The organism is Paenibacillus algicola (genome assembly GCF_005577435.1).
Taxonomy (GTDB): Bacteria; Bacillota; Bacilli; order Paenibacillales; family Paenibacillaceae; genus Paenibacillus_AQ; species Paenibacillus_AQ algicola.
On record NZ_CP040396.1, the window covers coordinates 2,054,164 to 2,067,247 of the forward strand.

11 protein-coding genes are annotated in these 13,084 nt (G+C 53.2%); 5 read left to right on the plus strand and 6 right to left on the minus strand.

Annotated features, from left to right (window positions below):
- Positions 1-3: 3 nt before the first annotated feature.
- The 5 genes from E6C60_RS09375 to E6C60_RS09395 all read right to left on the minus strand — a co-directional run bounded on the left by E6C60_RS09375 (position 4) and on the right by E6C60_RS09395 (position 6,031).
- Positions 4-1,221, minus strand: a complete 1,218-nt coding sequence (locus E6C60_RS09375; RefSeq protein WP_138225616.1) for a 2,3-diketo-5-methylthiopentyl-1-phosphate enolase — start codon at positions 1,219-1,221, stop codon at positions 4-6.
- Complete coding sequence (gene proC / locus E6C60_RS09380) at positions 1,218-2,087, minus strand: pyrroline-5-carboxylate reductase (RefSeq protein ID WP_138225617.1); 870 nt, start codon at positions 2,085-2,087, stop codon at positions 1,218-1,220. Before proC ends, E6C60_RS09375 begins: the two co-directional genes overlap by 4 nt.
- A 22-nt stretch (positions 2,088-2,109) precedes the next feature.
- Entirely contained in the window at positions 2,110-3,357 is a 1,248-nt protein-coding gene (locus tag E6C60_RS09385) for a glutamate-5-semialdehyde dehydrogenase (RefSeq protein WP_138225618.1), read from the minus strand.
- Positions 3,358-3,389: 32 nt separating this feature from the next.
- Positions 3,390-4,493: a glutamate 5-kinase gene (gene proB, locus E6C60_RS09390; RefSeq protein WP_138225619.1), complete on the minus strand. Its 1,104-nt coding sequence runs from the start codon at positions 4,491-4,493 to the stop codon at positions 3,390-3,392.
- 344 nt (positions 4,494-4,837) lie between these two features.
- Entirely contained in the window at positions 4,838-6,031 is a 1,194-nt protein-coding gene (locus E6C60_RS09395; RefSeq protein ID WP_138225620.1) for a pyridoxal phosphate-dependent aminotransferase, read from the minus strand.
- A 145-nt stretch (positions 6,032-6,176) separates the two neighbouring features.
- Between E6C60_RS09395 and E6C60_RS09400 the strand changes: the two genes are divergently transcribed.
- Both E6C60_RS09400 and E6C60_RS09405 read left to right on the plus strand, forming a co-directional pair.
- Positions 6,177-7,010 (plus strand): carbon-nitrogen family hydrolase, encoded by an 834-nt coding sequence (locus E6C60_RS09400; RefSeq protein ID WP_138227712.1) that lies wholly within the window; start codon positions 6,177-6,179, stop codon positions 7,008-7,010.
- Between the two features lie 76 nt (positions 7,011-7,086).
- Positions 7,087-7,275 carry a hypothetical protein gene (locus E6C60_RS09405; RefSeq protein WP_138225621.1) on the plus strand — a complete coding sequence of 63 codons (189 nt, stop codon included), beginning with the start codon at positions 7,087-7,089 and terminating at the stop codon, positions 7,273-7,275.
- Between the two features lie 923 nt (positions 7,276-8,198).
- Here the strand turns inward: E6C60_RS09405 and E6C60_RS09410 are convergent.
- Entirely contained in the window at positions 8,199-9,137 is a 939-nt protein-coding gene (locus tag E6C60_RS09410; protein WP_138225622.1) for a LysR family transcriptional regulator, read from the minus strand.
- A gap of 220 nt (positions 9,138-9,357) precedes the next feature.
- Between E6C60_RS09410 and leuC the strand changes: the two genes are divergently transcribed.
- From leuC to E6C60_RS09425, 3 genes are all read left to right on the plus strand, one after another.
- Entirely contained in the window at positions 9,358-10,782 is a 1,425-nt protein-coding gene (gene leuC / locus E6C60_RS09415; protein WP_138225623.1) for a 3-isopropylmalate dehydratase large subunit, read from the plus strand.
- A gap of 21 nt (positions 10,783-10,803) precedes the next feature.
- On the plus strand, positions 10,804-11,406 hold the full coding sequence (gene leuD / locus E6C60_RS09420) for a 3-isopropylmalate dehydratase small subunit (protein WP_138225624.1): 603 nt from the start codon (positions 10,804-10,806) through the stop codon (positions 11,404-11,406).
- A 204-nt stretch (positions 11,407-11,610) separates the two neighbouring features.
- Positions 11,611-13,059, plus strand: a complete 1,449-nt coding sequence (locus E6C60_RS09425) for an N-acetylmuramoyl-L-alanine amidase family protein (RefSeq protein ID WP_138227713.1) — start codon at positions 11,611-11,613, stop codon at positions 13,057-13,059.
- Positions 13,060-13,084 lie beyond the last annotated feature (25 nt).

Below are 13,084 nucleotides of genomic sequence, written 5' to 3' on the forward strand. Positions count from 1 at the left end.
GTATTATTCTCCTCCCCAAAGTTCCAGAGCAGCTTTCAGCTCCGGGTGAGCCTCGGCATATTCGGACAGCGGGACTCCATGCATGGCAGCGTCAATGGCCTGCACAAAGGCTTGCCCGCCGGCCTCTGTCCCCAAAGGATGACCATGTATGCCTCCCCCTGCGTTCACCACCACGTCTCTGCCAAAATCACGAATGATTTTAGGTACGAGTCCAGGGTGAATGCCAGCGGATGGAACAGGCATGCTCCGTTTAACCCCAAGGGCTGTTGTATGCAGCTCGTCCCGGATCGAAAGATTTTCTTCCCGAGGCATGGTGACCGAGCCATATGGTGAAGGGAACAGCACCAGATCGGCTCCGGCCAGCCGCATCAGCTGGCCCAGCAGAACGGGCGCGGCAATGCCATAATGAGGCGACGGATACATGGCTCCGGCGAGAGCAGGATGCGCCATAATAGGAACCGTAATTTCGGGATCTGCACTCAGCTCCTGCAGGACGTCATAGCCATAGGACAGCACGTTAAACAGGAGGGCATTGGCTCCGGCATCAATGGCTCGCAGCGCCTGATCCCGAAGCTGAAAGGTCCGTCCGGTAAGATTGGCCGCGTAAAGGAGCTTGCGTCCGGTTTCCTGCTCAACAATGTTCGCTGACTCGATGCACAGACGAACTCGGGTCGTAATCGGGGTCAGGTCATTCTCGAAAAGAATTTCGTCATCCTTAACGAGATCTACACCGCCTTGTGCCTGTCTCATAAATTGTTCCCGAAGCTCGGCAGCACTCAGACCGATCACGGATTTGAAAATACTCATCAGGAGCGGCCGATCATTCACGCCCAATAGCTCGCGGATGCCGTCAATGCCGAACTTGGGGCCCGGAAAAGAGGATAGAAAATCAGACGAAAGGTCTAGATGGGTCAGCTTGATCCGGCCATCCATAGATATTTTACCGAACACGGTGACGAGCAGCGCCGGAATGTCCCGGCTGAAATTAATATCCGGGTAAGCAATGCGAATGTCGGCGTAACGGGTGCCGGCAGAGCCGTCCGGGGATTCGTGAACCTCAACAGCGTACACCTCACCCAGATGCTTCTTCATCGCATCCCGTTTGGCCTGTGGAAGCTCCGTCCAGCTGCCAACGGTCATACCGACCGCGATGGACTGGGCTTTTTTATGAAAATCGGCATGGTCATCATGGATACGATACGTTGCAATACAGTAGCTCATTGGGCTTGTCCTTTCAGCGCAGCGCCCATTTCCCGGGAGCGCTCGGCGCAGCGATTTACAGCAGCAATAACCGTTTCAAAAAAGTCTCCCTGATCCAGGCGCTCCAGGGCAGCTTGGGTCGATCCATTCGGAGATGTGATCTTGGCCCGCAGCGCAGAAGGCTGCTCCCCGGTCACCTGAACCATGCGGGCCGCGCCCATGATGGTCTGCAGCGTCAGCTCATGGCTCTGCTCCGCAGTCAGGCCGCCTCGGATTCCGGCCGCTGTCATGGCTTCCATCATGTAGTAGAAGTAAGCGGGTCCGCTGCCGGAGATCCCGGTCAGAACATCCATCTTGTCTTCATCTATGACGGTGACATCCCCGACAGCCTGAAACAGAGTCATTACGAGACTGCGCATATCCTCTGTCATCTCTTTAGAGAAGGATAGCCCGGTCGAGCCCAGGCCGATCGAGCTGGATGTGTTCGGCATGGTCCGCGCCAGCGGCTGGTTTTGCCCCAGCAGAGTTTGGGTGGTCTGTATTGATAAGCCGGCAATTACCGAGACGAGCAGCTGATCTGGTGACAGAAATGCTCCGAGCTCTTTCAGCGCTTTGGCCGCATCCTTGGGCTTCATCGCGAGGACGATCACTGGACTTGCGGCTAAGATCTCACGCTTGGCCTGCGGATCATTCTCCGTGCGGACTCCGTATCGCTGCTGCAGCTCTTGCAGACGCTGGAGGTTGCTCCGGTTCAGCATCGTAATATTCTCGGGTTCAATAACATGGCGTTGGGTCAGGCCTTTGACGATCGCTTCCGCCATGGAGCCGGCACCGTAGAAGGTAAGGGCTTTATCAATTAAAGGGCGGTTCTGGGGAGATTGACACACAGATGATTCCTCCTTGTCATGTTTATTGGCGGATCTGGCCGCTGCCGCTCACGATGTATTTCGTGGAGGTCAGCGCCGGCAGGCCCATCGGGCCGCGTGCATGAAGCTTCTGGGTACTGATGCCGATTTCGGCGCCGAATCCGAATTCGAACCCGTCTGTAAAGCGGGTGGAAGCATTGTGGTACACCGCTGCAGCGTCTACCTCCTGGATAAAGCGGGAAGCATTCTCGCTGGAGGCGGATACGATGCACTCGGAGTGCTTGGTGCCGTAGTCAGCGATGTGCTCAATGGCTTCATCGAGGTTATTTACGATCCTCACATTGAGCACATAATCATTATACTCTGTAGCATAATCCTCCGGCGAGGCTGAAAGTGCCCAGGAAGCATAGCCTTTGGTCGCTTCGTCGCCCCGGATCTCGACTTGCTGCTCCCGGAACTTCTCCAGCAGGCCAGCCAGGTGCTGCGCTGCAAAATCGGCGTGGACGAGCAAAGTCTCCATAGAGTTGCAGACAGAAGGGCGCTGCACCTTCGCATTGAGGCTGATTTGCTCTGCCATTACAGGGTCAGCTGATTGATCAAGATAGGTATGACAGATGCCGGCGCCGGTTTCGATGACCGGAACGGTGGCATTCATGACAACATTCTGGATCAAGGAGCTGCCGCCGCGCGGGATAATGACATCCAGCAGCCCGTTCAGCTTCAGCATTTCATCCACGGAAGCGCGATCGGTATCTTCAATAAGCTGCAGCGCATCCTTCGGAATAGCCGTTGCTGCCATAGCGTCATGAAGAACCTCGACGATTTTTTTGTTGGAGGAGATGGCTGAAGAGCCCCCTCGGAGAACGACGGCGTTTCCGCTCTTCAGGCACAGCCCGGCCGCATCCACCGTCACGTTAGGTCTGGCCTCGTACACAATCCCGATGACGCCGATTGGAACCCGGATCTTGGTGATGGACAGGCCGTTCGGGCGGTCCATCGTATCCAGGGTGTCTCCCACGGGGTCGGGAAGCTCCACGATCTGACGCAGTCCTTCTGCAATGCCCTGGATGCGGGACTCATCCAGAGCTAAACGATCCAGGAGGGAGGGGGAGGTTCCTTGCTCCTTCCCGCGCTGCAAATCCTCGGCGTTTGCTTGAATGATTTCGGCGGAGCGCTGGATCAAGGCATCTGCCATACTCAGCAGAGCCTGATTCTTCTGTTCGGTCGTCAGTTTATTCAGTACCGGAGCTGCCTGCTGGGCAAGACCGGCTTTCGTTCTCACTTCACTCATTGGCTGCAAGCCTCCTTCTATTCCTTATCCTATCACTTTAACGTAATCCATTCATCCCGGTGGATGACTTCCAGGCGATGTACCTCGCCAAGAGCGGCGAGCACCTCTCGGGTCGACATGCCTATAATATGCTGGAGCTGCTCGGAATCATAATTGACAATCCCCCGGCCCACACGTTCGCGGCGGCTGTTCATTACCTCAACCACATCACCGAGCTGAAAATGTCCTTCCATACTCTTCACACCGACCGGAAGCAGGCTGTGCCCGCCGTGGAGCAGTGCTTTCTCGGCTCCATCATCCACGATAAGGGTTCCAAAAGGGGAGGACATAAAGCCGAGCCACTGCTTCTTCATGGGCAAGGTTGAGAGCTGGGTGGCAAAACGGGTGCCGTTCCCGTTGCCCTTCAGTGCACGAAGCAGCTCGCCGGGCTGATCTGCCCGGCCAATGAAGACGGGAACGCCTCCACGGGTGGCAATCTTGGCCGCATCCAGCTTCGAGCGCATCCCGCCGGTACCGACACTGCTGCCTGACCCGCCAGCCAGTCCATAAATCTCTTCGGTAATCTCCTCAATCTCCTGAAACCGGACGGCTTCAGGATTCTTGCGGGGATCAGCGGTATACAAGCCGTTCATATCCGTCAGGATGATGAGGTGCCTGGCTCGAACCATGTTGGCCACGAGCGCGGACAAGGTATCATTGTCCCCGAATTTCAGCTCGTCCACAGATACAGTGTCGTTCTCATTAATGACCGGAATGACACCCTGCTTCAGCAGCTCTTCAATCGTCAGGCTGGCGTTGTTCATGCGTTTTCGGTTGGAGAAATCCGTTCGGGTCAAAAGGATCTGGGCGGCTGTCAGCCCATGCCCGGCAAAGGCGGCCTGATAGGATTCCATGAGCAGAGCCTGGCCCACTGCTGCGGCCGCCTGCTTCTCATGCAGCAGGCGCGGCTTGGCCGGATAGCCGATCTTGCGGAAACCGGCAGCGACGGCACCGGAGCTCACCAGAAGCACTTCATGTCCTTCTTGGGTTAACTGCGCCAGCTCGGAGGCATAAAATTGGATGGCAGCGGCATTTAAACCGCCTTCCGGAGTGGTTAGGGAGCTGCTGCCGATTTTGACGACGACACGTGAAGGCATTACAATCACTTCCTCATTGTTGTTCTATATCCTTGATATAGCCATAAAAAAAGCTTTCGTCCTTGTATGACAAAGGACGAAAGCTTAACTTCCGCGGTACCACCTTTATTGATGAGGTCACTCATCCGGCTCTTTCCCTGTAACAGAGGGTGCTGTCCTGCTGGGCAGGCCGTTCGGGGTTAGGTTTCGGAAGGGGGCTAAACGGCGAATTCTTTCAGCCTGAGGAATTCGCTCTCTGGGCGCGCCGGACCTGTCGTACTGATCCCGTCATTACGTTTATGAGTTCGGTTTATAATTACTAGCAAGAATACCACAACGGCTTCTACTTTTCAAAGATCAATGGCTCAGAATACGCCCAGCTTACCAATCCGGGCAGCGGCCTCTTGCAGGCGCTCTTCACTGCTTAGCAGGCCGGCACGCACATAGCCTTCACCATGTGCTCCGAATCCAACACCCGGTGCCATGACGACATGGGCTTCTTCAAGAAGAAGATTGGCAAACGAGACCGAGGTGAAGCCCTTGGGTACCGGCAGCCAGCTGAAGAACGAGCCTGTAGGCTTGGCTGCATTCCAGCCAATTCCCTTTAGAGCGTCGTGAAAAGCGTCTCTGCGGGATTGATAAACCGATACCAGGTCCCGCACACAGTCCTGCGGACCAGTTAGAGCTTCGGCTGCCGCAGACTGAATGCCTCCGAACAGACTGACATACATATGGTCCTGAAGCTGATTGATCAGTGAGATGATCCTCGCATTGCCGAGAGCGAATCCGACTCTCCAGCCGGCCATGTTGTAGGTCTTGGAGAGGGTGTAAAATTCAATGCCTACATCCTTGGCGCCTTCTGCCTGCAGGAAGCTGACGGGACGATGACCGTCAAAGCCGATCGCACCGTATGCAAAGTCACTTGCAACCACAATGCCGTGTTGTGCAGCAAATGCCACAGTTTCTTCGTAAAAGGATAACGGGGCGTCCGCTGAGGTCGGATTGTTCGGATAATTCAAAAACATGAGCCGAGCCCGCTCCTTGTCTCTATCCGAAATGGCACTGTAATCAGGTAAATAATCGTTACTCTCCACTAGCGGCATAAATTTCATCTCGGCTCTGGCCAGAGCAACGCCTGACCAGTAGTCGGGGTAACCGGGATCGGGCACCAGGCAAAGCTCACCGGGATTCAGCAAAATCTGCGGCAGCTCGACGAGCCCGGTCTTGCCTCCAAACAGGATGGCCACCTCCGTCTCGGGGTCCAGGTCTACCTGGTAATCCTCCTTATATCTCTTGGCAATAGCCTCCTTCAAAAAAGAGTAGCCGCTAAACGGAGAATACTTATGATACTGCGGATTATCGGCTGCTTCCTTTAGCCGGGCTACGATATGAGCTGGTGTCGGCTGATCGGGATTGCCTTGTCCGAGATTAATAACATCATGCCCTTGAGCAGTCAAACGGCTTACATTACCGACCAGCGTGGCAAAAAACTGTGTTGGCAGCTGTGCCATGATGTCAGCAGGGCGGATTTCAAATGGCGGGTTAAGGTTCAAATTCATGTTAAAGTCACTCCGGTTCTGTACTGCTTCCTGCGCCAAAAAGAGTACGTCATGATTTCTTTGAACCTAAATTTATCACGATTTATCAGGGCTGTATAGAGGGCTTTGGGGCGTTCTATTGAAACGACAGAGTTTACGGGATATGATGAGGATATTGCAGCATGCGACGAAAGGAGTTTTTTCTGTGAACATTGCGCTGATTCAGGCTGATATTCAGATCGGTGAACCGACCGCCAATTTTCAACATATAAAAAAGCTGATGGAGACTGCGCTTTCCGAGGGGCAGAAGCCGGATATTCTGGTGCTGCCTGAGATGTGGAACACAGGCTACGCGCTGGAACGCATTCATGAGCTGGCCGATCCAGACGGCAGACAGGCCAGGGAGCTTTTGAGCTCTTTTGCCAAGAGACATCAGGTGCATATCGTCGGCGGCTCTGTGGCGGAGAAGAAGAACGGACAGATCTATAACACGATGTATGTTTATGACGCTGCAGGTGAGCAGAAAGCCATGTATTCCAAGATTCATTTATTCAGACTGATGGATGAGGAGAAGCATCTGTCTGCTGGAGATCAGGCGGTAGTGTTTGATCTTCAGCCCGGATTTACAGCCGGTGCATCCATCTGCTATGATGTCCGTTTTCCAGAGCTGTCGAGAACGCTTGCGCTGAAGGGTGCTCAGGTATTGTTCGTTCCTGCAGAGTGGCCGAATCCGCGGCTGCATCACTGGAGAACGCTGCTGACGGCCCGAGCCATTGAGAATCAAATGTATGTGGTGGCCTGCAATCGGGTTGGCACAAGCGGGGACACTACTTTTTTTGGTCACTCCATGATCATTGACCCTTGGGGCGACATCGTTGTGGAGGGCGGCGAAGAGGAAGGTATCCTCCGGGGGGCGCTGAATCCGGCGTTGACGGATGAGGTTCGGACCCGCATTCCCGTCTTTGAAGACCGCAGACCGGGATTGTATAAGCTGAGCTGATCACCTTGAATCCGGCGTTTCATCCTAGAGGTCACGGGTATACTATGTGTATTCCCCAACAAGGAGGTATGAAGCCATGGCCAATCAAGATCACAACGAGCAGGACAGCCAGGAAACCATTCAGGAGCAGAAGAATCAGTTCCGCAGCTTTGTAGAGGGTGTATCCGAGGGCGGAAGCCGCGGCAGCAACGATGCCATTGAAGACAAGGCCCGCATTCCTGATAACCAGAACCGGCTGGTGGACAAGCACAATCTGCGCAAGTAGATAGGGCTGGCCCGGATCAGCATAATCTGGGATTGTAGATTGACGCTGGCGGGATCAGCGGTGAAGACGGTTTGAGAGTGTCAGGGACGCTTGAAGATTAATAAAAAGGCGATGTTTAGGGAGATTCCCTGGCATCGCCTTTTTGGGCTCTGGTGGTGGTCTGTTTCGGGACGAGTTCGGTTTTTCGAGTTCGTTGTGCCGCATAGCGCCGTGGGGACGGGAACGAGTTCGGTTTTTCGAGTTCGTTGGACCGAATAGCGCCGCTGAGTCGAAATGAGTTCGGTTTTTCGAGTTCGTTGGACCGCATAGCGCCGCTGAGTCGAAACGAGTTCGGTTTTTCGCGTTCATTGGGCCCACTAGCGCCGCTGAGTCGAAATGAGTTCGGTTTTTCGCGTTCATGGGGCCGAATAGCGCCGCTGAGGCGGAATGAGTTTGGTTTTTCGCGTTCATAGGGCCGAATAGCGCCGTGGGGACGGAACGAGTTCGGTTTTTCGCGTTCATTGGACCGCATAGCGCCGTGGAGGCGGAATGAGTTCGGTTTTTCGAGTTCGTTGGACCGGAAAGCGCCGCTGAGTCGAATCGAGTTCGGTTTTTCGAGTTCGTAGGACCGCATAGCGCCGTGGAGGCGGAATGAGTTCGGTTTTTCGCATTCGTTGGGCCCACTAGCGCCGCTGAGTCGAAATGAGTTCGGTTTTTCGCGTTCGTTGGGCCCACTAGCGCCGCTGAGTCGAAATGAGTTCGGTTTTTCGCATTCGTTGGGCCCACTAGCGCCGCTGAGTCGAAATGAGTTCGGTTTTTCGCGTTCGTTGGGCCCACTAGCGCCGCTGAGTCGAAATGAGTTCGGTTTTTCGCATTCGTTGGGCCCACTAGCGCCGCTGAGTCGAATCGAGTTCGGTTTTTCGCCTACATTAACTCTTAATGACTTAATCCTTGCAGATGGAGCGGTCGCTCTCGGCCAGGCGGCCCATGACTTCCTTGAAGGTTTCAATGAACGCTTCTGCAGCCTTGGATAAATATCGGCCGTTTCGATACGCTATGACCAGCGTCCGGCTGGGGACCGGCTCTGCAAGCGGCAAATACACAGGAATGAATTCGCTGCGCTTGGCCCGCACGATGAAGCGGGGAACGAGGGTCACGCCCATGCCCGCGGCAACGAGCGACTGGACCGTCTCAATGTTATTGCTTTCGAACACCACCCTCGGCTCGAAGCCGGCATTCCGGCAAAGATCGAACGTCAGCTGGCGGAAGCCTTGACCTTTTTTGAGCACAATGAAGGCTTCTTCCTTCAGCTCCTCCAAAGCGACGGGCACCGGGCTGCCCTTATCCGCTCTCGCCGCCAGCGGATGGCGGATCGGCACGGCGAGGTCAATTCGTTCTTCTCCAATAGGCACCCAGGACAAGGATGGCTCGGTTAATGGCAGCGATAACAGGCTGAGATCTGTTTTTCCACTAGCCGTCAGCTTCTCGAGATTGGCAGAGGAATCCTCCAGTAATGCAATCTCGACATCAGGGTATTGCTGGTGAAAAGCAGGGAGTACCCACGGCAGCAGATGTGAGCCGGTGATCGGCATGCTGCCCACGACGACTTTCCCTTTGCGGAGCTGGGATATATCCGACATTTCCTGCCGAAGCTGCTCCACGGCATCCATGATTTTTTGGGCGTGCTCCACAAAGCTGGCGCCTGCATGAGTCAGTTCGACCGTGCTGGTATTCCGTTGAAACAGCAGTACACCGAGCTCTTTTTCGAGCTTGGACAATTGCTGGCTAAGTGAAGGCTGAGCGATGTGAAGCTTTTCTGCGGCCCGGGAAAAATTTTTGTCCGCTGCAATTTGCAGGGTATACATTAACTGGCGTAATTCCATATCATCACTCCGTTATAGGCAATACCTATGAAATTTATAGTTCAATTATATTAGTTTATCATTGCATTTAAAAGTGAGGAGTCATTTATAGCTGGAACCTATTGCTTTTATAGATTTTATATCTTGGATCAATCAAGAGGAACATGCTATATTACATATAAGCAAAAGGGAGATTCAACTCTCTTTAATATGGACGTAATGAACTAATGGGGTGATATGAATGAGTAAAAAGACAATGTTTGAGAAAATCTGGGACAATCACGTGATCCATCAAGAGGAAGGCAAGCCCGGCATCCTGTATATTGATTTGCATCTGGTGCATGAGGTAACCTCTCCCCAGGCCTTTGAAGGCCTGCGCCTGAGCGGCCGTAAGGTTCGCCGTCCGGAGCTGACTTTTGCAACAATGGACCACAATGTTCCGACAAAAGACCGCTACAATATCAGTGATCCGATCTCCAAGCAGCAAATTGACACATTGACTCAGAACTGCCGGGACTTTGGCGTAACGCTGTATGATCTGGAGACGATTGACCAGGGTGTTGTACACGTTATGGGACCGGAGCTGGGCCTGACTCATCCGGGCAAAACCATCGTGTGTGGCGACAGCCATACGTCTACTCATGGTGCTTTCGGCGCATTGGCCTTCGGTATTGGTACCAGTGAGGTTGAGCATGTGCTTGCGACCCAGTGCTTGCAGCAGGCCAAAGCAAAGACCATGGAGGTTCGCTTCAAGGGCAACCGTAACCCTGGCGTAACCGCGAAGGATATGATTCTCGGCGTAATTGCTAAATACGGCACGGATTTCGCGACGGGATATGTAATTGAATACACCGGTGAAGCGATTCGTGATCTGTCGATGGAAGAGCGCATGACCGTTTGTAATATGTCCATCGAGGGCGGCGCCCGTGCGGGGATGATCGCTCCGGATGAAACGACATTTGAATATTTGCGTGGACGTCAGCATGTGCCTCAAGGTGCAGACTTTGACCGTGCTGTAGCTTCCTGGCAGCAGCTCGTTACTGACGAAGGCGCCGAGTTTGATCTGGTGCTTGAATTCGATGTGGAGACCCTGATCCCGCAAGTAACCTGGGGCACCAGCCCGGGCATGGGTACAGACATTTCCTCCGCAGTACCTAACCCGGCAGATTTCAAAACCGAGAACGAGCGCAAGGCAGCTGAAAAGGCACTGGAGTACATGGCCTTAACGCCAGGTACACCGATGTCAGAAATTCCGATTGATTATGTATTTATCGGCTCCTGCACGAACGGACGGATTGAAGACCTTCGCGCTGCCGCCGCAGTAGCAAAAGGACACAAGGTTTCACCTCAGGTCACTGCAATTGTCGTTCCCGGTTCCGGCCGCGTGAAGCTGCAGGCTGAGAAGGAAGGCCTGGATCAAATCTTTACAGAAGCAGGCTTTGAATGGCGTGAAGCCGGATGCAGTATGTGCCTTGCCATGAATCCGGATGTGCTTCAGCCAGGACAGCGCTGTGCCTCGACCTCCAACCGTAACTTTGAAGGACGCCAGGGACGTGGCGGCAGAACACATCTCGTATCTCCGGCAATGGCAGCTGCAGCAGCTGTAAAGGGACATTTTGTTGATGTCCGTGACTGGAATTTTGTATCTGAAGAAGCTGTTATCTAAGAAGGGACGGGGGAGTTTACAATGGAAGCATTTACGAAATTAAACGGATTGGTTGCACCCGTGGACCGGGTCAATGTAGATACCGATGCAATTATACCTAAGCAGTTCTTGAAAAGAATCGAGCGCACAGGCTTTGGCCAGTTTCTGTTCTATGAATGGCGCTTCGACGAGCAGGGAGAGGTCATCACAACCTTTCCTCTGAATCAGCCGCGTTATCAAGGAGCCAGCGTACTGATCTCCAGAGCGAACTTTGGCTGCGGCTCCTCCCGGGAGCATGCCCCTTGGGCGATTATGGATTACGGCTTCCGTGTTGTGATCGCGCCTTCGTTTGCGGATATCTTCTATAACAACTGCTTCAAGAATGGCATTCTGCCGATCAAGCTGTCGGAAGAGCAGGTTGAAGAGCTGTTCCAGCGTACTGAAGCTCATGAAGGCTATCAGCTGAGTGTAGATCTTGAGAACAAGCTTCTTTCCGATGATCAAGGGCTTCAGATTCAGTTTGATCTCGATGAGCATCGTCGTCAGTTCCTGCTTCAAGGTCTGGATGATATCGGACTGACGCTGCAGCATGCTGATGCCATTGATGCCTACGAGCAGGAGCATCACAACCGTTTGTTCGCTTAAGCCGGCAGCATTCGATATTTCTTTCTAAAAAACTTCAAAACTTCCATATCCGCTGTAGGATATGGAAGTTTTTTCTGTTAAAATCATAGATATAGTGCGGAACATTCGCTGTGAAGCCGGAAAATGCCGCATGCTGAGCCAATATGGCGGTTTTTGGGTACTCGTCGCTTTCATTAAATTCATAGGGATGGTAGAGGTGTGAGTATGAAGAAGTGTGGTCTGCTGATGTTTTTGGTGCTTTTTCTGCTGAGTTTAGGCAGTGCAGGAAAAGCGGAGGCAAGCGGTGCAAAGATTTATCTGGATGGAGAACAGCTGAATTTACCGTCCGGAGTCAAGGTGTTAAATGTCAACAACTCTATCATGGTCCCCATTCGGGTCATTTCCGAGAACCTAGGCTATGAAGTGAAATGGGAAAAGTCCACTCAGACCGTTTCTGTGCTGGACAGCGTTACGGCGGTACATATGAATGTGGGCAAGACACAGTCTCAGGTGAACGGGATCGAGGTTCAGATGAGCATCCCGCCGATGCTGCAGGGGGGGACCACCCTGGTGCCGCTGCGCTTTGTAAGTACAGAGATGGGCATGGATATTGAGTGGGACAACCAGATCAAGGCGGTATATTTGACTAGCAGCGCACCTCCTGTCGCGACTGAACCCGTTCAAGTAAGCCCGCCCCCAGCAGGATCAGTGGGAAGCAATCCCGGCGCTGTCACTCCTGTAGAAGAAGTGACCCCGGTCTCAGCTTTGGCAAGCGTCGATGGCATCAGCTTCGTCGATAACCAGCTGCTGATTGCCGTATCCGGAAAAGTGACGCCTAAGGTTTTTAGTATTCCTAGCCCTGACCGGATTGTCGTTGATCTTCCGCAAAGCTTTCTGTCCAGCTCCTTTGCCGGGTCGGATCAACAAGTGGGCAAGGAAACGATCCTTCCGCTTGAAGGATACCCCGACGTGAAGCAGATCCGTTATGCTAGATTCAGTGCTTCCCCGGAAACCGTGCGTGTCGTTCTGGACCTCCATACGTCCAAAGCGTATGAGCTTACCCATCAGAATGGATTAATTACACTCAACTTAAACATAGAGCAGACCGCAGCACCGGCGGAGCCGGCTAGCAGCGGCAAGAAAATCGTTGTCATTGATGCCGGACACGGAGATGGAGACCCGGGTGCTCCTAGCGTGAACAAGCGTTGGGAGAAGGACTTTAATCTGGCCGTTGCCCAGAAGGTCGGGAAGCTCCTGGAGAAGGAAACTCAGATCGAAGTAGTCCTTACACGAAGCAATGACACGTTTCTGGAGCTGAAGGATCGGGTAAAAATAGCTAACAACCTTAAGGCTGATGTTTTTGTTTCCATCCATGGAAATAGCAACAATTCCAGCAGCGCCAACGGAACGGAGACTTTTTATACGCGGGATGCCAGCTTGTCTTTTGCCAAAATTATGCACAGTCATCTTTCTAAAGCTACAGGTCTTAAGAATCGTGGCGTCTCTTACGGAAATTTTCATGTGACCCGCGAAACATCCATGCCGGCCGTACTGCTGGAGATCGGGTTCTTAAGCAATAAAGGTGATGAAACACAGATGTTCAAGGAAGATTTCCAAAACCGGGTGGCACAAAGCATCGTAGATGGAATTAAGGAATATCTTAAAGTACAGTAATGTACTTCCCAAGGGGGACGGTTTA

Bases quoted from the DNA above. Each gene is read 5' to 3' on its own strand.
- leuD (WP_138225624.1), top strand. From the start codon at position 10,804: ATGGAAGCATTTACGAAATTAAACGGATTGGTTGCACCCGTGGACCGG.
- proB (WP_138225619.1), bottom strand. From the start codon at position 4,493: ATGCCTTCACGTGTCGTCGTCAAAATCGGCAGCAGCTCCCTAACCACT.
- E6C60_RS09385 (WP_138225618.1), bottom strand. From the start codon at position 3,357: ATGAGTGAAGTGAGAACGAAAGCCGGTCTTGCCCAGCAGGCAGCTCCG.
- E6C60_RS09375 (WP_138225616.1), bottom strand. From the start codon at position 1,221: ATGAGCTACTGTATTGCAACGTATCGTATCCATGATGACCATGCCGAT.
- E6C60_RS09410 (WP_138225622.1), bottom strand. From the start codon at position 9,137: ATGGAATTACGCCAGTTAATGTATACCCTGCAAATTGCAGCGGACAAA.
- E6C60_RS09425 (WP_138227713.1), top strand. From the start codon at position 11,611: ATGAAGAAGTGTGGTCTGCTGATGTTTTTGGTGCTTTTTCTGCTGAGT.
- leuC (WP_138225623.1), top strand. From the start codon at position 9,358: ATGAGTAAAAAGACAATGTTTGAGAAAATCTGGGACAATCACGTGATC.
- E6C60_RS09400 (WP_138227712.1), top strand. From the start codon at position 6,177: ATGAGGATATTGCAGCATGCGACGAAAGGAGTTTTTTCTGTGAACATT.
- E6C60_RS09405 (WP_138225621.1), top strand. From the start codon at position 7,087: ATGGCCAATCAAGATCACAACGAGCAGGACAGCCAGGAAACCATTCAG.
- E6C60_RS09395 (WP_138225620.1), bottom strand. From the start codon at position 6,031: ATGAATTTGAACCTTAACCCGCCATTTGAAATCCGCCCTGCTGACATC.